This window comes from Geobacillus sp. C56-T3 (assembly GCF_000092445.1).
GTDB classification, from domain to species: Bacteria; Bacillota; Bacilli; order Bacillales; family Anoxybacillaceae; genus Geobacillus; species Geobacillus thermoleovorans.
Map to the genome: position 1 here is coordinate 157,501 of NC_014206.1, position 23,242 is coordinate 180,742.

General features: G+C 52.2%; 19 protein-coding genes, 7 tRNA genes and 2 rRNA genes (1 of these 28 cut by a window edge). 25 read left to right on the forward strand and 3 right to left on the reverse strand.

Features of this window, described 5'->3' with window-relative positions:
- The 23 genes from GC56T3_RS00880 to GC56T3_RS00985 all read left to right on the forward strand — a co-directional run.
- A 23S ribosomal RNA gene (locus tag GC56T3_RS00880) occupies positions 1-2,435 on the forward strand (it extends 494 nt beyond the left edge of the window).
- 241 nt (positions 2,436-2,676) lie between these two features.
- Positions 2,677-2,793, forward strand: a 5S ribosomal RNA gene (gene rrf / locus GC56T3_RS00885).
- 156 nt (positions 2,794-2,949) lie between these two features.
- Positions 2,950-3,024: transfer RNA gene (locus tag GC56T3_RS00890), tRNA-Asn, on the forward strand.
- A gap of 7 nt (positions 3,025-3,031) precedes the next feature.
- Positions 3,032-3,107, forward strand: a tRNA-Thr gene (locus GC56T3_RS00895).
- A gap of 10 nt (positions 3,108-3,117) precedes the next feature.
- Positions 3,118-3,189, forward strand: a tRNA-Glu gene (locus GC56T3_RS00900).
- 114 nt (positions 3,190-3,303) lie between these two features.
- Positions 3,304-3,378, forward strand: a tRNA-Gln gene (locus GC56T3_RS00905).
- Between the two features lie 425 nt (positions 3,379-3,803).
- Positions 3,804-3,879: transfer RNA gene (locus tag GC56T3_RS00910), tRNA-Lys, on the forward strand.
- A 4-nt stretch (positions 3,880-3,883) separates the two neighbouring features.
- Positions 3,884-3,955, forward strand: a tRNA-Gly gene (locus GC56T3_RS00915).
- A gap of 6 nt (positions 3,956-3,961) precedes the next feature.
- Positions 3,962-4,034: transfer RNA gene (locus GC56T3_RS00920), tRNA-Ala, on the forward strand.
- Positions 4,035-4,182: 148 nt separating this feature from the next.
- A complete protein-coding gene (rocF, locus tag GC56T3_RS00925) occupies positions 4,183-5,082 on the forward strand; it encodes an arginase (RefSeq protein ID WP_013143994.1) in 900 nt (299 codons plus the stop codon).
- 200 nt (positions 5,083-5,282) lie between these two features.
- Positions 5,283-5,846: an RNA polymerase sigma factor SigW gene (gene sigW / locus GC56T3_RS00930; RefSeq protein WP_011229662.1), complete on the forward strand. Its 564-nt coding sequence runs from the start codon at positions 5,283-5,285 to the stop codon at positions 5,844-5,846.
- A 14-nt stretch (positions 5,847-5,860) separates the two neighbouring features.
- Positions 5,861-6,472: an anti-sigma-W factor RsiW gene (rsiW, locus tag GC56T3_RS00935; RefSeq protein WP_012820507.1), complete on the forward strand. Its 612-nt coding sequence runs from the start codon at positions 5,861-5,863 to the stop codon at positions 6,470-6,472.
- 72 nt (positions 6,473-6,544) lie between these two features.
- Complete coding sequence (gene cdaA, locus GC56T3_RS00940) at positions 6,545-7,366, forward strand: diadenylate cyclase CdaA (protein ID WP_011229664.1); 822 nt, start codon at positions 6,545-6,547, stop codon at positions 7,364-7,366.
- Positions 7,359-8,597 carry a YbbR-like domain-containing protein gene (locus GC56T3_RS00945; RefSeq protein ID WP_013143995.1) on the forward strand — a complete coding sequence of 413 codons (1,239 nt, stop codon included), beginning with the start codon at positions 7,359-7,361 and terminating at the stop codon, positions 8,595-8,597. Before cdaA ends, GC56T3_RS00945 begins: the two co-directional genes overlap by 8 nt.
- A gap of 27 nt (positions 8,598-8,624) precedes the next feature.
- Positions 8,625-9,974, forward strand: a complete 1,350-nt coding sequence (glmM, locus tag GC56T3_RS00950; RefSeq protein ID WP_011229666.1) for a phosphoglucosamine mutase — start codon at positions 8,625-8,627, stop codon at positions 9,972-9,974.
- Positions 9,975-10,524: 550 nt separating this feature from the next.
- Positions 10,525-12,327 carry a glutamine--fructose-6-phosphate transaminase (isomerizing) gene (glmS, locus tag GC56T3_RS00955; protein ID WP_013143996.1) on the forward strand — a complete coding sequence of 601 codons (1,803 nt, stop codon included), beginning with the start codon at positions 10,525-10,527 and terminating at the stop codon, positions 12,325-12,327.
- A gap of 402 nt (positions 12,328-12,729) precedes the next feature.
- Positions 12,730-13,035: an ABC transporter permease subunit gene (locus tag GC56T3_RS19805; protein WP_227456672.1), complete on the forward strand. Its 306-nt coding sequence runs from the start codon at positions 12,730-12,732 to the stop codon at positions 13,033-13,035.
- On the forward strand, positions 13,017-13,268 hold the full coding sequence (locus GC56T3_RS19810) for a hypothetical protein (protein ID WP_227456673.1): 252 nt from the start codon (positions 13,017-13,019) through the stop codon (positions 13,266-13,268). The genes GC56T3_RS19805 and GC56T3_RS19810 overlap by 19 nt, the downstream gene beginning before the upstream one ends.
- Positions 13,268-14,284, forward strand: coding sequence for an ABC transporter permease (locus tag GC56T3_RS00965; RefSeq protein WP_013143997.1), 1,017 nt, complete (start codon positions 13,268-13,270; stop codon positions 14,282-14,284). Before GC56T3_RS19810 ends, GC56T3_RS00965 begins: the two co-directional genes overlap by 1 nt.
- Positions 14,285-14,310: 26 nt before the next feature.
- Positions 14,311-14,916, forward strand: a complete 606-nt coding sequence (locus GC56T3_RS00970) for a kinase (RefSeq protein WP_083778744.1) — start codon at positions 14,311-14,313, stop codon at positions 14,914-14,916.
- 520 nt (positions 14,917-15,436) lie between these two features.
- Positions 15,437-15,916: a DUF2975 domain-containing protein gene (locus GC56T3_RS00975; RefSeq protein WP_013143999.1), complete on the forward strand. Its 480-nt coding sequence runs from the start codon at positions 15,437-15,439 to the stop codon at positions 15,914-15,916.
- A 10-nt stretch (positions 15,917-15,926) separates the two neighbouring features.
- Positions 15,927-16,151 (forward strand): helix-turn-helix transcriptional regulator, encoded by a 225-nt coding sequence (locus tag GC56T3_RS00980; protein WP_013144000.1) that lies wholly within the window; start codon positions 15,927-15,929, stop codon positions 16,149-16,151.
- A gap of 16 nt (positions 16,152-16,167) precedes the next feature.
- Positions 16,168-17,070: a DUF817 domain-containing protein gene (locus tag GC56T3_RS00985; protein WP_013144001.1), complete on the forward strand. Its 903-nt coding sequence runs from the start codon at positions 16,168-16,170 to the stop codon at positions 17,068-17,070.
- A 63-nt stretch (positions 17,071-17,133) separates the two neighbouring features.
- Here GC56T3_RS00985 and GC56T3_RS00990 read toward each other — a convergent pair whose 3' ends face one another.
- From GC56T3_RS00990 to GC56T3_RS01000, 3 genes are read right to left on the reverse strand one after another with little or no spacing between them, the layout of a single operon-like run.
- Positions 17,134-17,622: a DinB family protein gene (locus GC56T3_RS00990; protein WP_081132854.1), complete on the reverse strand. Its 489-nt coding sequence runs from the start codon at positions 17,620-17,622 to the stop codon at positions 17,134-17,136.
- 49 nt (positions 17,623-17,671) lie between these two features.
- The gene (locus tag GC56T3_RS00995) at positions 17,672-18,424 is read right to left on the reverse strand and encodes a TatD family hydrolase (RefSeq protein WP_013144003.1); all 753 of its coding nucleotides are present in this window, start codon (positions 18,422-18,424) and stop codon (positions 17,672-17,674) included.
- A 57-nt stretch (positions 18,425-18,481) separates the two neighbouring features.
- On the reverse strand, positions 18,482-19,855 hold the full coding sequence (locus tag GC56T3_RS01000; RefSeq protein WP_013144004.1) for a sigma-54-dependent Fis family transcriptional regulator: 1,374 nt from the start codon (positions 19,853-19,855) through the stop codon (positions 18,482-18,484).
- A gap of 235 nt (positions 19,856-20,090) precedes the next feature.
- Between GC56T3_RS01000 and GC56T3_RS01005 the strand changes: the two genes are divergently transcribed.
- Both GC56T3_RS01005 and pruA read left to right on the forward strand, forming a co-directional pair.
- Positions 20,091-21,503: an amino acid permease gene (locus tag GC56T3_RS01005; protein WP_013144005.1), complete on the forward strand. Its 1,413-nt coding sequence runs from the start codon at positions 20,091-20,093 to the stop codon at positions 21,501-21,503.
- A gap of 95 nt (positions 21,504-21,598) precedes the next feature.
- On the forward strand, positions 21,599-23,146 hold the full coding sequence (gene pruA, locus GC56T3_RS01010) for an L-glutamate gamma-semialdehyde dehydrogenase (protein ID WP_013144006.1): 1,548 nt from the start codon (positions 21,599-21,601) through the stop codon (positions 23,144-23,146).
- The last annotated feature ends 96 nt before the right edge of the window (positions 23,147-23,242 follow it).

The window sequence follows — 23,242 nt, forward strand, 5'->3', positions numbered from 1 at the left end:
GATAGTGCACCAGTACCGTGAGGGAAAGGTGAAAAGCACCCCGGGAGGGGAGTGAAAGAGAACCTGAAACCGTGTGCCTACAAGTAGTCAGAGCCCGTTGATGGGTGATGGCGTGCCTTTTGTAGAATGAACCGGCGAGTGACGATGGCGTGCGAGGTTAAGCCGGAGAGGCGGAGCCGCAGCGAAAGCGAGTCTGAACAGGGCGTCAAGTACGTCGTCGTCGACCCGAAACCAGGTGATCTACCCATGTCCAGGGTGAAGGCCGGGTAACACCGGCTGGAGGCCCGAACCCACGCACGTTGAAAAGTGCGGGGATGAGGTGTGGGTAGGGGTGAAATGCCAATCGAACTTGGAGATAGCTGGTTCTCCCCGAAATAGCTTTAGGGCTAGCCTCGGGTTTAGGAGTCTTGGAGGTAGAGCACTGATTGGGCTAGGGGCCCAAAACGGGTTACCGAACCCAGTCAAACTCCGAATGCCAACGACTTATGCCCGGGAGTCAGACCGCGAGTGATAAGATCCGTGGTCGAGAGGGGAACAGCCCAGACCGCCAGCTAAGGCCCCGAAGTGCACGTTCAGTGGAAAAGGATGTGGAGTTGCCGAGACAACCAGGATGTTGGCTTAGAAGCAGCCACCATTTAAAGAGTGCGTAATAGCTCACTGGTCGAGTGACTCTGCGCCGAAAATGTACCGGGGCTAAACGTGCCGCCGAAGCTGCGGGATGACCGTTGGTCATCGGTAGGGGAGCGTTCTAAGGGCAGAGAAGCCAGACCGGAAGGACTGGTGGAGCGCTTAGAAGTGAGAATGCCGGTATGAGTAGCGAAAACAGAGGTGAGAATCCTCTGCGCCGAAAGCCTAAGGGTTCCTGAGGAAGGTTCGTCCGCTCAGGGTTAGTCGGGACCTAAGCCGAGGCCGAAAGGCGTAGGTGATGGACAACAGGTTGAGATTCCTGTACCACCTTCTTCCCGTTTGAGCGATGGGGGGACGCAGGAGGATAGGGCGAGCAGGCGGCTGGAAGAGCCTGTCCAAGCCGCAAGGCTGATCCGCAGGCAAATCCGCGGATCATAAGGCCAAGCGGTGACGGCGACGGATGGATCCGGAAGTCCCCGATTTCACACTGCCAAGAAAAGCCTCTAGCGAGGGAAGAGGTGCCCGTACCGCAAACCGACACAGGTAGGCGAGGAGAGAATCCTAAGGCGCGCGGGAGAACTCTCGTTAAGGAACTCGGCAAAATGACCCCGTAACTTCGGGAGAAGGGGTGCTCTTTGGGGTGAAGAGCCCTGAAGAGCCGCAGTGAAAAGGCCCAAGCGACTGTTTATCAAAAACACAGGTCTCTGCGAAGCCGAAAGGCGACGTATAGGGGCTGACACCTGCCCGGTGCTGGAAGGTTAAGGGGAGCGCTTAGCGGAAGCGAAGGTGCGAACCGAAGCCCCAGTAAACGGCGGCCGTAACTATAACGGTCCTAAGGTAGCGAAATTCCTTGTCGGGTAAGTTCCGACCCGCACGAAAGGTGTAACGACTTGGGCGCTGTCTCAACGAGAGACCCGGTGAAATTATACTACCTGTGAAGATGCAGGTTACCCGCGACAGGACGGAAAGACCCCGTGGAGCTTTACTGCAGCCTGATATGGAATTTTGGTATCGCTTGTACAGGATAGGTGGGAGCCTGGGAAGCCGGAGCGCCAGCTTCGGTGGAGGCGACGGTGGGATACCACCCTGGCGGTATTGAAATTCTAACCCGCACCCCTTAGCGGGGTGGGAGACAGTGTCAGGTGGGCAGTTTGACTGGGGCGGTCGCCTCCCAAAAGGTAACGGAGGCGCCCAAAGGTTCCCTCAGAATGGTTGGAAATCATTCGGAGAGTGCAAAGGCACAAGGGAGCTTGACTGCGAGACGGACAGGTCGAGCAGGGACGAAAGTCGGGCTTAGTGATCCGGTGGTTCCGCATGGAAGGGCCATCGCTCAACGGATAAAAGCTACCCCGGGGATAACAGGCTGATCTCCCCCAAGAGTCCACATCGACGGGGAGGTTTGGCACCTCGATGTCGGCTCATCGCATCCTGGGGCTGTAGTCGGTCCCAAGGGTTGGGCTGTTCGCCCATTAAAGCGGTACGCGAGCTGGGTTCAGAACGTCGTGAGACAGTTCGGTCCCTATCCGTCGCGGGCGGAGGAAATTTGAGAGGAGCTGTCCTTAGTACGAGAGGACCGGGATGGACGCACCGCTGGTGTACCAGTTGTCCCGCCAGGGGCACCGCTGGGTAGCTATGTGCGGACGGGATAAGCGCTGAAAGCATCTAAGCGTGAAGCCCCCCTCAAGATGAGATTTCCCACCGCGTTAGGCGGGTAAGATCCCTCGAAGATGACGAGGTCGATAGGTCCGAGGTGGAAGCGTGGCGACACGTGGAGCTGACGGATACTAATCGATCGAGGGCTTGACCTAGCAAGAAAAGCGGAGGCGAGCGGGTCGCCGCGATGGGCAAATGTTCTTCACCCGCAGGGGTGCTTGCACCCCGAGGGGGAAGGTTATTTGACCCCGAGCGGCGGCGAGCCGGAGCTGGACAACGAAAAGCGGAAGCGCCGCGGCTTCTTCCGACGGTTATCTAGTTTTGAGGGAATGAACATCCTGTTGACAAATCCAACAGGATGGATATAATAATTACTGTCCAAGATGATAACCATTGCCTAGTGGCTATGGCGGAGGGGAAACACCCGTTCCCATCCCGAACACGGAAGTTAAGCCCTCCAGCGCCGATGGTAGTTGGGGCCAGCGCCCCTGCAAGAGTAGGTCGCTGCTAGGCAATGTTTCATTATTCTGTAATAGTTCAGCGACGAGCTTCACATCTTCGAATTCGCTACGAGTTGCCTCGACGCATCTCGCTTCCTTGAATTAGCTGGCAGAGGAAGAGGCAACGAGCACATTGGGAAGATGTGCATGACATATAGTTATTCATCATTCCGCAATAGCTCAGCGGTAGAGCAACCGGCTGTTAACCGGTAGGTCGTAGGTTCGAATCCTACTTGCGGAGCCATTTTTACGCTTCCATAGCTCAGTAGGTAGAGCACTTCCATGGTAAGGAAGAGGTCACCGGTTCGAGCCCGGTTGGAAGCTCCATTTATTTTCCGGCCCGTTGGTCAAGTGGTTAAGACACCGCCCTTTCACGGCGGTAACACGGGTTCGAATCCCGTACGGGTCACTCCATTTCGGCCAGTCGTCCTTTCAAGGATGATTGGCCGAAATGAAAAGTGTATACTTCCCTGATTGCTGAGATATAATAGCAATTGAATACAGCGTTTCTTTCTCATCGCGTTGGGCTATAGCCAAGCGGTAAGGCAACGGACTTTGACTCCGTGATGCGCTGGTTCGAATCCAGCTAGCCCAGCCATTATTTTTTTGTACATAAAAATGGTCATGAGCCATTAGCTCAGTAACGAGCGTTACATCGTCGAATAGGCATCGAGTTGCCCCGACGCATCTGCTTCCTTGAACAGGCTGGCAGAGGAAGGGGCAGCATACTTAGAGTGTTATCCTAACTATGAGCCATTAGCTCAGTAACGAGCGCTACATCTTCGAGTTCGCTTCGAGTTGCCTCGACGCACTTGGCATCTTTGAATCGGCTGGGAGAGGAAGAGGCAGGTAGAGCTAGGTAGTACCTAGAGTGTATACCCAACCATGAGCCATTAGCTCAGTAGGTAGAGCAACGAGCAAAGCATCTTCGGATTTGCTTCGAGTTGTCCCGACGCATCCTGCATCTTCGAATATGCTAGTAGAGGAAGGGACATCGTTCACTGTGAGTGTATGCCCAACCATGAGCCATTAGCTCAGTAGGTAGAGCATCTGACTTTTAATCAGAGGGTCGGAGGTTCGAGTCCTCCATGGCTCACCATAGCGCGGAAGTAGTTCAGTGGTAGAACACCACCTTGCCAAGGTGGGGGTCGCGGGTTCGAGTCCCGTCTTCCGCTTGGGGCGGGGCCTTAGCTCAGCTGGGAGAGCGCCTGCTTTGCACGCAGGAGGTCATCGGTTCGATCCCGATAGGCTCCATCAAGAGCAGACTGCTTGACAACCAAAAGCAGCCTGCTCTTTTTTGTTATATCGGTATAAATATTCAAAATTTTGTCAAGTTGAGTCATCCCCTTTCTTTCCTCTACAATAAAGACGTAACAGGAACCGGAAAGGAGTGGGAGACAGCATGAAGCCAATTTCAATTATCGGGGTTCCGATGGATTTAGGGCAGACACGCCGCGGCGTTGATATGGGGCCGAGCGCAATGCGTTATGCAGGCGTCATCGAACGTCTGGAACGTCTTCATTACGATATTGAAGATTTGGGAGATATTCCGATTGGGAAAGCAGAGCGGTTGCACGAGCAAGGAGATTCACGGTTGCGCAATTTGAAAGCGGTTGCGGAGGCGAATGAGAAACTCGCGGCGGCGGTTGACCAAGTCGTTCAGCGGGGGCGCTTCCCACTTGTGCTGGGCGGCGACCATAGCATCGCCATTGGCACGCTCGCCGGGGTGGCGAAACATTATGAGCGGCTTGGAGTGATCTGGTATGACGCGCACGGCGACGTCAACACCGAGGAAACGTCGCCGTCTGGAAACATTCATGGCATGCCGCTGGCGGCGAGCCTCGGGTTTGGCCATCCGGCGCTGACGCAAATCGGCGGATACAGCCCCAAAATCAAGCCGGAACATGTCGTGTTGATCGGCGTCCGTTCCCTTGATGAAGGGGAGAAGAAGTTTATTCGCGAAAAAGGAATCAAAATTTACACGATGCATGAGGTTGATCGGCTCGGAATGACAAGGGTGATGGAAGAAACGATCGCCTATTTAAAAGAACGAACGGATGGCGTTCATTTGTCGCTTGACTTGGATGGCCTTGACCCAAGCGACGCACCGGGAGTCGGAACGCCTGTCATTGGAGGATTGACATACCGCGAAAGCCATTTGGCGATGGAGATGCTGGCCGAAGCACAAATCATCACTTCAGCGGAATTTGTCGAAGTGAACCCGATCTTGGATGAGCGGAACAAAACAGCATCAGTTGCTGTAGCGCTGATGGGGTCGTTGTTTGGTGAAAAACTCATTTAATGCATGTGGGCAAAGAGGGTTGGTTGCGGGATTCACGGATATGATGATGATTTGTTCCCGCTGTTTGTGAAAGAGGGGCTGCCATTTGTTTGGCGTCCCCTCTTTTTCAGTTGTATGATACAATAAATATGTTGCATGAAACTTTTCTTGATCGAGCGCCGTAATATACAGTAAGCCGTGAGGCGGGGGTATTGTATTTTATGGATCTATTTATTAAAAAGAGAATTAAGGCGATCCAAAAAGGGGATCAAAACGCATACGCGGATCTTGTCGATTTGTATAAGGACAAGATTTACCGTCTTTGCTATCGAATGTTGGGCAATCGGCATGAGGCGGAAGATGCGGCGCAGGAGGCGTTCATCCGCGCCTACATCCATATTGATACGTACAATCCTGAAATGAAGTTTTCCACTTGGCTGTACCGAATCGCGACGAACTTGACGATCGATAAATTGCGGAAACGGAAGCCGGACGTGTATTTAGATGAAGAGGTCGGAGGCACGGACGGGTTGACGATGCAGGCTCAGCTTCCTTCCCGCGAAGCATCCCCGGAGGAGGCAGTGGAAAGCCTGGAGCTGCAAGAGACGGTGCAGCGAGCGATTGAGCAGTTGCCAGAAAAGTATCGAAGCGTGATCGTGTTGAAATATATGGAAGATTTGTCGTTGCAAGAAATCAGCGAGATTTTAGGATTGCCGGTCGGCACGGTGAAAACGCGGCTGCATCGCGGCCGCGAAGCGTTGCGCAGGCAATTGGGTCATTTATAAGAGGGTGGGAGACTATGGAATGTCCGAAAGAAATCGTGTTGCTCATGCACAGCTATTTTGATGGAGATCTCCAGCCAGAAGGAGAGCAGCAGCTGAAAGAACATTTGCGTTCGTGCGCTGCGTGCGCTGCCCATTTTCACGAGCTGAAAAAGACGGTTGCTTTCCTCCAATATGCCGCCCACGTTGCGGCGCCGCCGTCGTTTGCAGCCAAGGTTATGGAGGCGATGCCGAAAGAGAGAAAGACCGCGCGGCTGCGCCGTTTTATGCATCGTCATCCGCTGCTTACGGCTGCCTCGTTGTTTTTAGCGCTCACTTTAGGCAGCTTAGCTTCTTCATGGGGGGAAAGAGGCGCGTTTTCCGTCTCAGCTGATGAACATGTCATCATCCGCGATCATACTGTCATCGTGCCGAAAGGAGAAACGGTCAAAGGAGATATTGTCGTCCGCAATGGCTCGATTCGGATTGAAGGAACGGTTGATGGGGACGTGACTGTGATCCATGGAAAGAAATATATGGCGTCCGCCGGGCAAGTGACAGGGGAAGTGGAGGAAATTAATCAAGTGTTTGAATGGATTTGGTATAATATTAAAGAAAGGTTCAATCGTGCGCTCCAATCGATTGAATGATGGCAGCCATCGTTCGATGGCTTTTTCCGTGGCCATCAACAGATTGGAATTAGAGATAAAGGAAGTGTGAAGATGTCCTTCGGAGAGCTCCCCATCGTGTCATATTTGTTAAAAGTGGTTGATATCCTTGTCGTTTGGTATGTGATTTACAAGTTGATCATGATGATTCGCGGGACGAAGGCCATTCAGCTGTTAAAAGGCATTTTTTTAATTATTTTGGTTCGTTTCGTGAGCAATTACCTCGGATTGACGACGTTGCAATGGCTGATGGATCAGGCGATCATTTGGGGATTTCTCGCGATCATCATCATTTTTCAACCAGAATTGCGGCGCGCCCTTGAGCAGCTCGGCCGCGGACGGCTGTTCACCCGCAATACGGTCAATGAAGATGAAGAGCGGATGCGAATGGTGGAAGCCATTGTAAAAGCGACCGAGTATATGGCGAAGCGACGCATCGGCGCGCTGATTTCCATTGAGCGGGAAACCGGAATGAACGATTATGTCGAAACCGGCATTATGTTAAACGCTCATGTATCGCCGGAACTGCTCATTAATATTTTCATTCCGAACACGCCGCTTCATGATGGGGCGGTCATTATTCAAAAAAACCAAATCGCTGCGGCGGCCTGTTATTTACCATTATCGGAAAGTCCGTTTATTTCGAAAGAGCTCGGAACACGCCATCGGGCGGCGCTCGGCATCAGCGAAGTGACTGACAGCGTCACCGTCGTCGTGTCGGAAGAGACGGGAGCAGTATCGTTGACGAAAAACGGCGAGCTGTACCGCGATTTAACGATCGATGAGTTTCGGGAGCTGTTGACCGGCGAACTTGCTCCAGCGACGAAGGCGCCTGCTTCTTCCCGTTGGCAGTGGAGGGGGAAGAAACATGGATAAGTTGATGGACCATCCTTGGTTTATTCGCGTTGTCTCCTTATTGCTGGCGATTATGCTGTATATGTCGGCCAATGTCGGGGCGAAAACCGGTGAGACGCGCAACACGTTTGGCCAGGAAGATACGGAAACGTTGATCGATATTCCGGTGGTCGCTTACTATGATGAAGACAACTTGGTCGTATCTGGCGTCCCGAAATACGTGAACGTTACGCTCCAAGGACCCGCCAGCATTGTCAAGCCGACGGCTCTGCAACGAAATTTCGAGGTGTATGTCGATTTAACGGAATTGCCATTAGGGACATACACGGTGCCGATCAAATACAGGGACATCTCCGACAAGTTGAAAGTGACGATTCAGCCTTCCTCGGCCAAAGTGACGATTCGTGAAAAAGTGTCGAAACGGTTTTCGGTCGGTGTTGAATTTTTCAATCGAAACAAAATGCCGGATGGCTATTCCGTTGGAGAACCGACTGTGAAACCAGATGCCGTGACGATTACCGGGGCGAAGGAACTAATCGACGAGATTGCGTTTGTCAAAGCCATCGTCGACTTAGATGGGGCGACGGAAACGCTGACGAGAGAAGCGCGCGTTCGGGTGTACGATCGACGGGGAAATGAGTTGGATATTGAGCCAGAGCCATCGTCGGTGGAAGTAACCGTGCCGGTGAAAAGCCCGAGCAAGACGGTGCCGGTTCAAGTGCAGACAACCGGAGAGCTGCCGGATGGTGTGCATCTTGTCAGCATCACGCCGGAGCCGGATCGAGTGACGATTTATGGACCGAAGGAAGTGTTGAACCATATTGACAAGCTGGAAGGATTGACAGTTGATTTGGACGACATTACTGATGATGCGACGGTAGAACTTGACGCTCCGCTCCCTGATGGGGCAAAAAACGTCGATCCAGACAAAATCAAGGTGCATATTGATGTGGAAAAAGACGTCACGCAAACGTGGAAAGACGTGCCGATCGCTGTCGTTGGTTTGCCGGATTCATACAAAGCCGAATTTGTCAAACCGCTTGAAGGCAAAATTACGGTCCGCCTTGTCGGTCCGCCCGATGTCGTCCGCGGGTTGACAAAAGACGATATTCGTTTGTATGTCGATGTCCGTGGGCTTGACACCGGCGAACATCAAGTTCCCATTCAATGGAACCACCCTGAACAAGTCCAATGGCAGCCGTCGGCGGAAACGGCGATGGTCCATATTAGCGACAAAGCAACTGCACAATAAACTGCATAGTAAGGAGAGAGTGAACGAATGGGCAAATATTTTGGCACTGATGGTGTACGAGGAGTCGCAAATCGTGAATTGACGCCAGAGTTGGCGTTTCAAATCGGCCGCTGCGGCGGATACGTGCTGACCAAAAGCGCTGAGCGCCCGAAAGTATTGATCGGGCGCGACACCCGCATTTCCGGCCATATGTTGGAAGGCGCCCTTGTCGCCGGGCTGCTGTCGATCGGGGCTGAAGTGATGCGCCTTGGCGTCATTTCCACGCCAGGTGTCGCCTATTTGACGAAGGCACTCGGAGCGCAGGCCGGCATCATGATTTCTGCTTCTCACAACCCGGTGCAAGATAACGGCATTAAATTTTTCGGCCCGGACGGGTTCAAGCTGTCGGATGAGCAGGAAGCGGAAATTGAGGCGCTGATCGACAGCGCGGAGGATATGCTGCCGCGGCCGATCGGGGCTGGACTTGGGCAAGTAAACGACTATTTTGAAGGCGGGCAAAAATACTTGCAGTATTTAAAACAAACGATCGATGAAGAAGATTTTTCCGGGATGAAAATCGCCCTCGACTGCGCGCACGGAGCGACGTCATCGCTTGCGACGTACTTATTTGCCGATTTGGATGCGGATGTCGTGACGATGGGGGCGTCGCCCAATGGGCTCAACATTAACGAAGGAGTCGGTTCCACCCATCCGGAAGCGTTGGCGGCGTTTGTCAAAGAAAAAGGAGCCGATGTCGGGCTCGCCTTTGACGGCGATGGCGACCGCCTCATCGCCGTGGATGAACGCGGCAACATTGTTGACGGCGATCAAATTATGTACATTTGCGCCAAATATTTAAAAGAAACCGGCCGCTTGAAACAGCAAACCGTCGTCTCGACGGTCATGAGCAACCTTGGGTTTTACAAGGCGCTTGAGGCGCAGGGAATCAAAAGTGTACAAACGGCCGTTGGCGACCGCTATGTCGTCGAGGAAATGAAGAAGAACGGCTATAATCTCGGCGGCGAGCAGTCCGGACATATCATCTTCCTCGACTACAACACGACGGGGGACGGCATGTTGACGGCGCTCCAGCTTGTCAACATCATGAAAATCAAAGGCAAGCCGCTGTCCGAATTGGCGGGGGAAATGAAAAAATACCCGCAGCTGCTTGTGAACGTCCGGGTGGCCGATAAGGAAAAAGCAATGGAAAACGAACAAGTGAAAAAAGTGATCCAGGAAGTGGAGGCAGAGATGAACGGCAATGGCCGCGTCCTCGTTCGTCCGTCAGGGACGGAACCCCTCGTGCGCATTATGGCGGAGGCCCAAACCGAGGAAGCGTGCCGCGCCTACGTTGAGCGGATCGCGGATGTCGTCCGCCGTGAAATGGGAGTGGAATAACCGACCGCTTGGACAACCACCCTATGCATAGACGGAACGTTCGCTTCCGTTTATGCATAGGTTATTTTATATAAAGGGATGGATAGATGATAGTTGACGCCGCTGGGAATGTCCTGTAATATTAACGTTGTTGCTTTTTTCTTGAAAGGAGGCGATGGAAGGGCGAAGAGCGGAACATGGTGAAGTGATGGCTTGCCGCAACCGTGGGCATGGCCAACAAAGCAAAAAGGTGGTTGGCTGTTGCATCGGTTTTAACGATCACAAAGCGCCTGGACTAAGCGTTGGACGGAAGAACGCTTAGTTGACGAGGAGGAGGTTTATCGAGGTTTTCGGCGGATGCCTCCCGGCTGGAGCGATGACAGCCGCAAGTCCTCTCTTAAAACAAAGGGGCGACCCTTTGCACAAAGGGGAGGATGTCATCGCGCAAAACGAAGAAGGGAGTCTGCCGCCCGTGGATCGGCGAGACCCCGAACATGTTCTTTGACAACTGAACAGGAAAGACGGTTCTCGTTAGCGGCAGCCTCCAAGATGAAAAGGAGGAACATTTGCCATGTGCGGCATTGTTGGTTATATCGGTTACCAAGATGTGAAGGAAATTTTATTGCGCGGATTGGAAAAACTCGAGTATCGCGGCTACGATTCGGCGGGGATCGCCGTGTTGAACGAAAGCGGCGTGCATGTGTTTAAGGAAAAAGGACGGATCGCTGATTTGCGCCGCATCGTCGACCCGAACGTCAACGCGACGGTCGGCATTGGCCATACACGCTGGGCGACACACGGGGCGCCAAGCCGAGTGAACGCCCACCCGCATCAAAGCGCCTCAGGCCGTTTTACGCTCGTGCATAACGGTGTCATTGAAAACTATGAAATGGTCAGGCGCGATTATTTAGCCGATGTCACATTCCAAAGCGACACGGACACGGAAGTCATCGTCCAGCTCGTGGAGAAGTTCGTCAATGATGGACTGGCAACGGAAGAAGCGTTTCGAAAAACGCTCTCGCTGTTAAAAGGATCGTACGCCATCGCCATGATCGATGCACAAGACGAAAACACCATCTATGCGGCCAAAAACAAAAGCCCGCTTCTTGTCGGATTGGGCGATGGGTTTAACGTCGTGGCGAGCGATGCAATGGCGATGCTCCAAGTGACGAATCAATTCGTCGAACTGATGGATGGGGAACTCGTCATCGTCACGAGCGAGAACGTCACGATTCAAACGCTAAACGGTGAAAAAGTCGAACGGAAGCCATTTACGGCTGAGCTCGATGCGAGCGACATTGAAAAAGGGACGTATCCGCATTATATGCTGAAAGAAATTGATGAGCAGCCGTTCGTCATCCGCCGCATCATTCAAAAATACCAAGACGAAAACGGCGGATTGACGATCGACCAAGCGATCATCAACGAAGTGCTGAACGCCGACCGCCTGTACATTGTCGCGTGCGGAACGAGCTACCATGCAGGTCTCGTCGGCAAGCAGTTGATCGAATCGTGGGCGAAAATTCCGGTGGAAGTGCATATCGCCAGCGAATTTTCGTACAACATGCCGCTGTTGTCGGAAAAGCCGCTCTTCATCTTTATCTCGCAAAGCGGCGAAACGGCCGACAGCCGCGCCGTGCTCGTGCAAACGAACAAACTCGGCCATAAAGCGATTACGATCACGAACGTCCCAGGTTCGACGCTGTCGCGGGAAGCCGATTATACGCTCCTGTTGCACGCCGGCCCGGAAATCGCCGTTGCCTCGACAAAGGCATATACGGCGCAAATTGCTGTGCTTGCGATTTTGGCCGCCGCGGCGGCGAAAGCGAAAGGCTTTGAGCTGGACTTTGACTTGACGAAAGAGCTTGCCATCGTCGCCAATGTGATGGAAATGCTGTGCGATGCGAAAGAAGAAATGGAGAAAATCGCAAGCGACTACTTGACGTTGACGCGCAACTGCTTCTTCATCGGCCGCGCCGTTGACTACTATGTCTGCCTAGAAGGCGCGCTGAAACTGAAGGAGATCTCTTACATCCAAGCGGAAGGGTTCGCCGGCGGCGAGCTGAAACACGGCACGATCGCCTTGATTGAGGACGGCACGCCGGTCATCGCCCTCGCTACCCAAGAGCACGTCAACTTAAGCATTCGCGGCAACGTAAAAGAAGTCGTCGCCCGCGGCGCGAACCCGTGCGTCATCTCGATGCGCGGCCTGGAAGGCGACGGCGACCGCTTCATCATCCCGGCCGTCCATCCGGATCTTACGCCGCTTGTGTCCGTCGTGCCGTTGCAGCTGATCGCATACTATGCCGCCTTGCACCGCGGCTGCGACGTCGACAAACCGCGCAACTTGGCGAAGAGCGTGACGGTGGAGTGAGCGGTTCGTTGGTCGGAAAGGCTGTTGTTAGGTGACAAAAAAAGCCTTATACTCGCGATCGTATCGAAGCGAAACAAATTCAATTCAGTTTGATTGGCAACGAGGATGGGATTCCAATTAGGGAGAAGGAAATAGGATTGAAGGGAATCGAGAAAGGCACCTAAAGGTGCTTTTCTCGATTTTTTATTTGGAACTAAAAGAGGAGACCTTCATGTCGCCAAACTAGTCATAGAAGAAGGAATCTGCTAAAGCCGGATAAAATCCAAATATAGCGGGAATAAAATTCCCCCTTCAAGATAAGCCCTACTGCAGCTAATTGAGTTTCTAAACTTATTTAGTCATATAAAAACTGCGCCTCCATTGGTTAGTTGTGTCTAACTGCTTCCGCGTCCGCTGCAAAAAATGGTTAAAGGAATCGCGTTTTTTCTTGAGTCGATCCCCGATGTTATTTTTATTTTTTCTACGCAACTGTTTGTCATCTGGGTGTTTAAAAAGACAGATTTGCTTATTGTCAATCCTGTTGCCGGTTTTGACAATGTATACGTGCTGCCGATTGTCATGATTTCCATTTTGCCTTCCATTCTGCTGTTCCAAATGACATTTCTTGCGTTTACGGAGGAAAAAGACAAGCCATACGTCGAATATGCGCTAGCGAAAGGATTGTCAAAAACGGCAGGCTATGGCGCCATATGTTCCGCAACGCGCTGATCACCGTGTTTTCTAACGTCCAATATTTGTTTTGGTTTATGCTGTCGAACTTGTTAGTGGCGGAATATTTGTTTAATATGCACGGATTGTTCCGGTTTTTGTATGAGCAGCTCCATACGCCGGAAGTAGTGGCTATCGGTCTTGCCATGCTGTTTTTGCCGTTTTACATCATTGATGTGGCCGGGAAACGAGTGATTGCTTATTTGACGGGAATCGAGAGGGGGGTAGCGTGATGCGCGCATTCCGTAACGTTTATTTTACGACAGGGTTTATGATCGCGGCCGGTCTATTGCTGGCCAGTTTTTTCTATTCTTATTGGCTGAAAGACATCATTCCACAGCCGTCGAAGCAGATCTACAATGAGGCTGGGCGGCTCGTTGACGTTCCTCCGTACCCGCCGAGCTGGGCCCATCCGTTTGGCGTCGATCGCCAAGGCGAAGATGTGTTTTGGAAAGTCATCGATGGGGCGAAATATACGATTTTCACCGCATTGGCGGTCAGTTTGCTGCGGCTGGCGTTCGGAACGGTCGGCGGAATCATGTATGCTTTTTATTTACAGAAATTTCGGTTTATTGCCGAGTCCATCGTCCGCGCCTTTCGGTTTGTGCCGGCGATCTTTTTAACGATGCTCTTTTTTGCTTTCATTCCATTGGAGGAGCAAGGAGCTGGAATGGGAGTGTTGATCAAACAACTATTGGTGCTTGCGGCTGTTGCGCTTCCGCCGTTAATGCTGGTCATCGGCAATGATATCGCTGTCTTTTTGCAAAATGAATTTGTCGTTTCTTCCCGGCTGATGGGAGCTGATCACGTTTGGCTCATCCGCAAGCACGTTCTCCCGTATATGCGGCCGCGGCTGTTTTTGCTGTTTACCCAGCAGACGGTGCAGTCGCTCTTGCTGCTTGTGCATCTCGGGGCGTTTCAAATATTGCTAGGAGGCGTAAAAGTTATATATGATTCCGATGGGTTGGGCCCTCCGGAGAAGGTGGCGCTCTCCCTTTCGAACGAATGGTCCGGCTTGATCGGTCTTTCCTATCGGGAAATGATGCTTGACCAATGGATTGTTGTCGGGCCGTGTGTTGCCTTTATCGTTGCCATTTTTGCCTTCAAATTAATGGGAAAAGGGTTAGAGCAAGTGATCGCTGGAAAAGGAAAACGGAAGCAGCGGAAAAAACAGCGGAGTTCATCGGGAAAAACCGCTTCTTTTCCGCCGCAGCAGGGCGATTTTGAATTTGTACTTTTTTATAGATAGGCTATCCTAAAAATACATGAGGGGGGATGGAGTTGCGTGATCGCATCGACTTCTTATGCAAGACCATTTTGGCGATCAAAACAGCGGGCCGATTGGTCCTCGGGATTGATGGGCTAAGCCGATCGGGCAAAACGACATTAGCCAATCAGCTGAGTCAAACGTTGCGGGAGCAAGGCATCTCCGTGTGCGTTTTTCACATGGATGATCATATTGTCGAGCGAGCCAAACGTTATCATACGGGAAACGAGGAATGGTTTGAATATTATTATTTACAGTGGGATGTGGAGTGGCTAACGCATCAGTTGTTCCGTCAACTCAAAGCATCCCACCAGCTGACCCTTCCGTTTTATGATCATGAGACCGATACGCACTCCAAGCGAACGGTTTACCTCTCTGATTCGGACATGATCATGATTGAAGGTGTTTTTCTGCAAAGGAAAGAATGGAGGCCGTTTTTTGATTTCGTCGTCTATTTGGATTGTCCGCGGGAGATTCGCTTTGCCCGTGAAAACGATCAAGCGAAACAAAACATCCAAAAGTTCATCAACCGGTATTGGAAAGCAGAAGACTATTATTTGGAAACCGAAGAGCCGATTAAACGGGCGGATGTTGTTTTCGATATGACCTCATGATCGGGAATCTTTGGTAGGGTTTGTTCCTTTGCGAGGATGACGATGTTGGAAAAGAAAACATCGAATCGATCATCGATAATTTCATACAATTTGTTGAATAATCAACGAATTGTCTTGATCTAACCATTGAAAGTGCCCTCATTCTTTTATAATGATAGACAGGTGTTGATGAAATTTATGGATTGAAGGAGGGTATCCTATTATGATTTCCGCGAAAGCACGGGCTGTCGATGAAAAACGAGTAATTGGGGGGAGTGCGGTTAAATAGCAGAATCGGGCCTGACGGGCCGAACGGCGGCTTTTTCCGGGATGGAAAGCGAATCGATTGGTAATGGGCGGCGTGGAAGTGAATACGGTGTGCCTGTTGTCTCAATAGGTATGGTCGGGCGTTCCCGTGTGGGGACGTCTTTTCTTTTTGTTGTTTTGCAGAAAAAATTTAATTTAAATCAACAATTATTTATTGATAAACGATAAGACATTCATTACAATAAAGTCGAAAACGAGTCAGTGAGGTGTTTCGATGAAACGGGAAACGTTGTTTTTGAAGGCGTCTTTAGTGTTGATCGGCCTTCCGGTTTTGGCATTGTGCCTATTTTTGGTTCCTGCGCTTGCGAAGGTGGCTGTCAAGCTGGTGCCAACGTTCCCTTGGATCAAGTATTTTGTTTATCTTGTGTTTGAGGTGTCCGCGCTGCCGTTCTACTTCGCTTTGTATCAGGCGTTCCGGTTGTTAGTGTATATTGACCGAAACGACGCGTTTTCCGAGGCGTCGGTGAAAGCGTTAAAGACGATCAAACATTGCGCCGTCGCCATCAGCGGGCTGCATTTGCTTGTCTTGCCGCTGTTTTACTTGTTCGCCGAGAAAGACGACGCTCCGGGTGTCATTTTCGTCGGTCTGATTGTGCCGTTTGCGTCGCTTGTCATCGCTGTGTTCGCCGCGGTTTTGCAAAAGCTGCTGCAGCAGGCGATTGAAATCAAACAAGAAAATGAGTTGACCATTTGAGGTGGATGGCATGCCGATTATCGTGAATCTTGATGTCATGTTGGCGAAGCGGAAGATGAGCGTCACCGAGCTGTCGGAGAGAGTCGGGATCACGATGGCGAATTTGTCGATCTTGAAAAACGGGAAGGCGAAGGCGATCCGTTTCTCGACGCTCGAAGCCATTTGCAAGGCGCTCGATTGCCAGCCCGGGGACATTTTGGAGTATCGAAGTGATGAAGGGGAGTCAAATCCGTGAGTAGGGAGGGGACGGCTTGAAAGGGGAAAAGCAAGAGCTAGCGGTGGACGAATCTCCACCGTTTGGCCTCATGATCGTCCGGGTGCGCCAGTTTGGCAGAAAGTCGCGGCTCATCAAAGCGTTTGTGCAGCTTGTTCGCTTCGGTTGGGCGCAGGCGCGATCGTGCGTGTTTCCGGTTGTCATTTTTGCCTCATTGGCGCTGACGAAGATCGCGCCGCTTCCGCTATTGCCGCGGTATGATTGGCTGCTTGTTATTTGCCTTCTCATGCAATGGTGGATGGTGCGGTCAGGGATGGAAACGCGGGATGAACTCAAAGTGATCACCTTGTTCCACGTCATTGGACTTGCGCTCGAGCTGTTTAAAGTGCGCATGGGTTCGTGGTCGTATCCGGAAGAGGGGTATACGAAAATCTTTGGCGTGCCCTTGTACAGCGGCTTTATGTATGCGAGCGTCGCCAGTTACCTTTGCCAGGTGTGGCGAAGGCTGAAGGTGGAGTTGGTGCAATGGCCGCCGTTTTGGATGGTCGTTCCTCTCGCTTCGGCGATTTACTTGAATTTTTTCACCCACCATTATTGGGTGGACGTTCGTTGGTGGCTCTCAAGCCTCGTCATGCTTGTCTTTTGGCGGTCATGGGTGACGTATGAGGTTGGGGGAATCCGCTACCGGATGCCGCTTGTTTTGTCGTTTTTGCTGATCGGGTTTTTCATCTGGATCGCGGAAAACATCGCCACCTTTTTTGGCGCTTGGCAATATCCAAACCAGGCGAAGGCGTGGAGCCTTGTTCATCTTGGGAAGGTGAGTTCGTGGTGTTTGCTCGTTATTGTCAGTTTTCTCATCGTGGCGACGTTAAAGCAAGTGAAAACAATTGCTGTGACAGGGGCAGTGGAGCGTTCACATGCAGATGGAAAATCGTTGTAAGCCGAGCAGGGCTACGATTCGTTGGCCGTTGCTCGGCTTTTTCCTTGATGAGCCGCCCGCTCCTCACGGAAGCTGTGCCTTGATTTCTTCAATTTGCGCGAGGTGGCGCTGTTCATGATAGCCGACAAATTCCACCCATTGCTTCAAATTCAGTGGCCCAAAAATTGGATGCGGGAACGATTTGGCTTCCAAGTCAGCCGGATTGGCTTGCTCCGTGATTTGGCGCAACCGCTGCCGCGATTGATGCAATTTTTCTTCCAGTTCGTGTCGAGTGAAAAAGCGGTTGTCCGGGCGGGCGAAATCAGGCGCCTCCACTTTTTTCGAACGGTCAACGGTCAAGTGGATCGGTTTCTCCTCAACCGGCTGGCTCTCGCCATGCTTTAATGTATGGGCGATCATGGCTGCGATCGATGTTTCGATTAAGTACAGGTGTTCGAGCACTTGGGCGATGGTCCAACTCCCTTTCGCCGCCCGGGTGTTCAGCTGTTCGTCCGACAGCCCGGAAACGCTTTTGATCAGCTGTTGGCGCACTCGCTCATTATGATCCATCATGTTTCCCTCATTTCGATGTAGATTTGGTTTCATCGTACGATAAGGAAGATCAACCGTAAAGCCGTTTTGTGTTCGCCGTGATCATGGTTTTGACTTGTTCGATATCTCGGCCATAGTGTGCCGCCACGGCTCGCGCGGAGTCCAATAGCCATAACGGCGTCGTCAGTTTTCCGGCAAACGGGCCTGCAAACGGCCATGGGCCATCGGTTTCAAGGAGCAGCTGCTCGATGGGAACGAGGGATAACAGCTGCTTGTCGCGCTCGCGGTAGCACACTTCCGGCGTGACGGAGATGTAGTAGCCGCATTGGACGATTTGTTTGACAACGGCAGGCTCGGCCTTCAGCCAGTGGAAATGGGCTTGTCGGACGCGAGTTTGCTGCAAGATGGCCAAGGCGGTTTCGGCGCGGTCGTAGACGGCGTGAAGAACGAGCGGCAAGGAGGCATTCGCGGCGATGGCCGCGATTTCGGTTAATCGTTCTTGATACGCGGGCAGCTTGGCGCATGCTTCCGCTGAATAGTATGGCAGCCCGACTTCGCCGATGGCGGCGAGCAGCGGCCGCTCTTGCTTGACAAGCTCTGTCCATTCGTTCCAATCGGCTTCGCTTGGCAGCGGTTGCTCGGGATGAAAGCCGATGGCGGCGTAGACGAAGGAAGGGAATCGCTGTTTCAACTCGAGCGTTCGGCAGCTGGAGCGCAAATCGGTGGATACGGCGACGACGCCGATGATGCCCGCTTCTTGCCAACGGTTGATTTGTTCATCGATGTCCGTGTACTGGTCGAGATGAATATGAGCGTCGATCATCCACAGCGACCTCCCCTGTCCTTTTTGCCGTCCCGCTGGCTGAGGCTTTTCGCCTTTTCATCCCCATTCCTTATCAATCTGGTACTTGCGGATGCGGTATTGCAAGTTTTGTCGGCTCAAACCAAGCGCTTTGGCCGTTTTTGTGATGTTGAAGCCGTGATGCTGCAGCGCCTTGCGGATGTAGTAAATTTCGACTTCTTCCATGTATTTGTCAAGAGGCAAAATGTCTTCCGTATCAAATAAAAAGTCCGTTTTCGTTTCGTCGGGCGCCAGCTTGGCTCGAAAAGGGGCAGGCAGATGGGCGAGGGTGATGGTTTGTTCTTGTTCCATCGTCGCCATCGTTTCCAAAATGACGGCCTCAAGCTCGCGCACGTTGCCGGGCCAGCTGTAAGCAAGAAACGCCTCTTGCACGTCATCGCCGAGTCCTTCGACATGTAGGCCATAGCGCTCGTTGCCTTGACGGATGAAATGGATAGCGAGCGGCAAAATGTCCTCTTTCCGTTCGCGCAACGGCGGCAGGACGATGCAGTGGACGGCAATTTGGTAGTAAAGCGATTTGAGCAATTCCCTGTTTTGGACCGCGTCAATCGGGTCGCCGCTTGTCGAGGCGATAAGGCGAATGTCCGCACGAACCGGTTTTTGGCCATGGGCGCGGACAAACTGTTTTTCTTGCAGGAAACGGGCAAGTTTTTGTTGAAGCGGCAGGCTTAACGAGTCAATATCGTCAAGCAGGACGGTGCCGCCGTCCGCTTGTTCAAACAAGCCGGGCTGGATCTCGCCGTCTTCTTCGCTGCCAAACAGCATCGTTTCCATCCAATCGTCCGGAAGCGACAAACACGTTTGCGCAAAAAACGGCTTAGCTCGCCGTTCGCTTTCATGGTGAATGCAGGAAGCGAGCAAGTCTTTTCCTGTCCCTTTCTCCCCAATGAGCAGCACGGACGCTTCGGAGCGGGCGGCATGACGAGCAAGGCGGATGGCCTTTTGCATGGCTTCGCTTTGGCCGATGATGTCCGCAAACGTGCGACCGGCTTCACCGCGTTGGTGGTGCTCTTGGATCAGCTTGCGGAATTTGGTGATGTCTTTGGCGATTTCCACGGCGCCGATGATGCGCCCGTCTTTTTGCAGCGGGTGTGTTTGATTGACCGTTGTCACGGCTTGTCCTTTGTTATTGAAATACGTTTGCTGCTTGTTCAGAATGCTTTCACCGGTGCGCAGCGCTTCAAGCAATGTGCTCGGCTGCTCCGGGTTGAAGCGGAAGACGTCCAAAATGTTTTTATCGAGTACGTCCTCGATGTTCATACCCTCTATGTCCCGCATTTTCCGGTTGTAAATGACGGTTTTCCCATGTTGATCGACCGCATGGACGCCAAGGTCGATCATTTCGAGAATTTGCTCATACATCGATAAAAGCGTTTCCATATCCCGGTTCACGATCAGCACCTCTCTTTTTTGTATTATAGCATAAGGTGGATGGGAGACAGGAAGGGAAAGAAAGATGTGAAAAAATTTTTTGCTAAATATATTGAAAATAGAAAAAAATCATTTCATAATAAAGTTGTAATACATTAGAAATTGAAAAATAATTTTGCATAAAAGGAGGTTGCTGTTCGTTTGATAAAAATGTAAGCGGTTGCGGAATCTATCATAGAGAGGGGAGAGTTTTCGGATGCAACCAGTGCAAGAACTGAAACGAGAGCTAAAAAGCAGGCATTTATTTATGATCGCGCTAGGTGGAGTGATCGGCACCGGTTTGTTTTTAGGATCGGGTTATACGATTCATGAGGCGGGGCCAGGAGGGGCCGTCGTTGCTTATCTTTTTGGCGGATTGGTCATGTATTTGACAATGCTTTCGTTAGGAGAATTGGCCGTGAGGATTCCTGATGCCGGGTCGTATCAGACGTATGCGACGAAGTTCATCTCGCCGGCAGTGGGGTATTGCATCGGTTGGCTGTCATGGCTGAACTGGTCGGTGACGGTCGGCATCGAGCTTCTCACTGTCAGCATCCTCATGAAACGATGGTTTCCCGATGTGCCGACATGGGTGTTTTGCGCCGTCTTCGCTTTGCTCTTGTTTTTGATCAATGCGTTGTCTGTCAAAGGATTTGGCGAGGTGGAGTTTTGGTTTTCAAGCGTGAAAGTGTTGACGGTCATCGCCTTTATTGTTCTTGGTCTGGCGGCGATGTTCGGAGTCATCCATATGAAAAATGGACAACCCGCTCCGTTTTTCTCGAATTTTACTGATCATGGCGGATTGTTTCCAAACGGGTTTTGGGCCATCTTTACGACCATGATCCTTGTGAACTTTTCGTTCCAAGGGACGGAATTGGTCGGCGTGGCCGCGGGGGAAAGCCGCGAGCCGGAAAAAACGGTGCCGGTTGCGTTGCGCAACACCGTATGGCGCATTTTGATCTTCTTTATTTTGGCCATTTTTGTGCTGGCTGGTTTGTTTCCGTGGGAGAAAGCCGGCGTTGTGGAAAGCCCGTTTGTTGAGGTGTTTGACAATATCGGCATTCCGTATGCGGCCGATATTATGAACTTTGTGATTATTACCGCGGTGTTGTCGGTGGCCAACTCGGGCTTATATGCGACATCGCGCGTCCTCTGGTCGATGTCGCGCCAAGGCATGGTCAGTCCGTTTTTCAGCAAGCTATCGAAACGCGGCGTGCCCATCAATGCGCTTATTGCCAGCATTGCCATCGGCTGCTTGTCTCTGTTGTGCAGCGTGTATGCGGAAGATACGGTGTACGTCTGGCTGACGGCGATCGCCGGGTTTGGCGCCGTCACGGTGTGGGCTTCCATCGCGCTGTCAAGCTATTTCGGCCGGAAAGCGTTTTTGCGCGAAGGCGGCGATGTGCGCGATCTGAAATACCGGACGCCGTTGTATCCGTTCGTGCCGCTGGCCGCGTTTGCGTTGAATATGGCGACGATCATCGGACTGGCCTTTATCCCAGATCAACGGATCGCTCTTTACTGCGGCATTCCGTTTTTGCTCGCTTGCTACGGGTACTACCACCTTGTGGCGAAAAAACGGGTTCAGCCCCTAGCCGCAGAAAAAGGGGAGCTCAAGGCCGCCAAGTAAAAACAATTGAAAAAAGCCATAATCATTTGCATAATATAACTATGAAACCGTTTTATAACGAAAAATTTTTTTGCCTTTAAAAGGAGGATGACGAAATGGTGCAGCCGTACAGACACGAACCGCTCACCGACTTTACCGTAGAAGCAAACCGTGAAGCGTTTTTAGCGGCGCTCAAAAAAGTGGAATCGGAGCTTGGGCGCGATTATCCGCTTGTGATCGGCGGCGAGCGGGTGATGACGGAAGACAAAATCATTTCGATCAATCCGGCGAACAAAACGGAAGTGGTCGGCCGGGTGGCGAAAGCGAACAAAGAGCTGGCGGAGCGGGCGATGAAAACCGCTGATGAGGCGTTCCGTACATGGAGCCGGATGAGCCCGGAAGCGCGGGCCGATATTTTGTTCCGGGCGGCGGCGATCGTGCGCCGGCGCAAGCACGAGTTTTCCGCTTGGCTGGTGAAAGAAGCAGGCAAACCGTGGCGCGAAGCGGACGCCGATACCGCGGAAGCGATTGACTTTATGGAATATTACGGCCGGCAAATGTTGAAGTTGAAAGACGGCATTCCGGTCGAAAGCCGTCCGGGGGAAACGAACCGGTTTTTCTATATCCCGCTTGGCGTCGGGGTTGTCATTTCGCCGTGGAACTTCCCGTTTGCCATTATGGCGGGAACAACGGTCGCTTCGCTTGTCACGGGCAATACGGTGCTGTTGAAACCGGCGAGCGCAACGCCGGTCGTGGCGTATAAATTTGTGGAAGTGTTGGAAGAAGCGGGGCTTCCGGCTGGTGTATTGAACTATATCCCGGGCAGCGGCGCGGAAGTCGGCGACTATTTGGTTGACCATCCGCGCACAAGATTTATCAGCTTCACCGGATCGCGGGATGTCGGCATCCGCATTTATGAGCGGGCAGCGAAAGTGCACCCAGGGCAAATTTGGCTGAAACGCGTCATCGCGGAAATGGGCGGCAAAGACGCCATCGTCGTCGATAAAGAAGCCGATCTCGAACTGGCGGCGCAATCGATTGTCGCGTCGGCGTTTGGATTCTCGGGGCAAAAATGCTCGGCGTGCTCGCGCGCGATCGTTGTTCAAGATGTCTATGACCAAGTGTTGAACCGCGTCGTCGAGCTGACGAAGCAGCTCAACGTCGGCGATCCGGCGGAGCAAGCGACGTTTATGGGCCCGGTCATCGACCAAGGGGCGTACAACAAAATTATGGAGTATATCGAAATCGGCAAACAAGAAGGCCGTCTCATGACGGGCGGAGAAGGAGACGATTCGAAAGGGTTCTTCATCCAGCCGACCGTGTTTGCTGATGTCGACCCGAACGCGCGCATCATGCAGGAGGAAATTTTCGGACCGGTCGTGGCGTTTGCGAAAGCGCGCGACTTTGACCATGCGCTTGAGATTGCGAACAACACCGAATACGGTCTGACAGGAGCCGTCATTTCGCGCAACCGGGCAAATCTTGAAAAAGCGCGGCACGAGTTCCATGTTGGCAACTTGTACTTCAACCGCGGCTGCACAGGGGCCATTGTCGGCTATCAGCCGTTTGGCGGCTTTAACATGTCAGGCACCGACTCGAAAGCTGGCGGCCCGGACTATTTGATTCTCCATATGCAAGCGAAAACCGTATCGGAAATGTTTTAATGGCGGGGCGGCCGCAGCCGCCCTTTTCCTGTAATGGAACGTTGGTCCGTCAATCGTCGGATGAAGGCAAACGTTGTCCGTGAAGGTGGAGAGTGA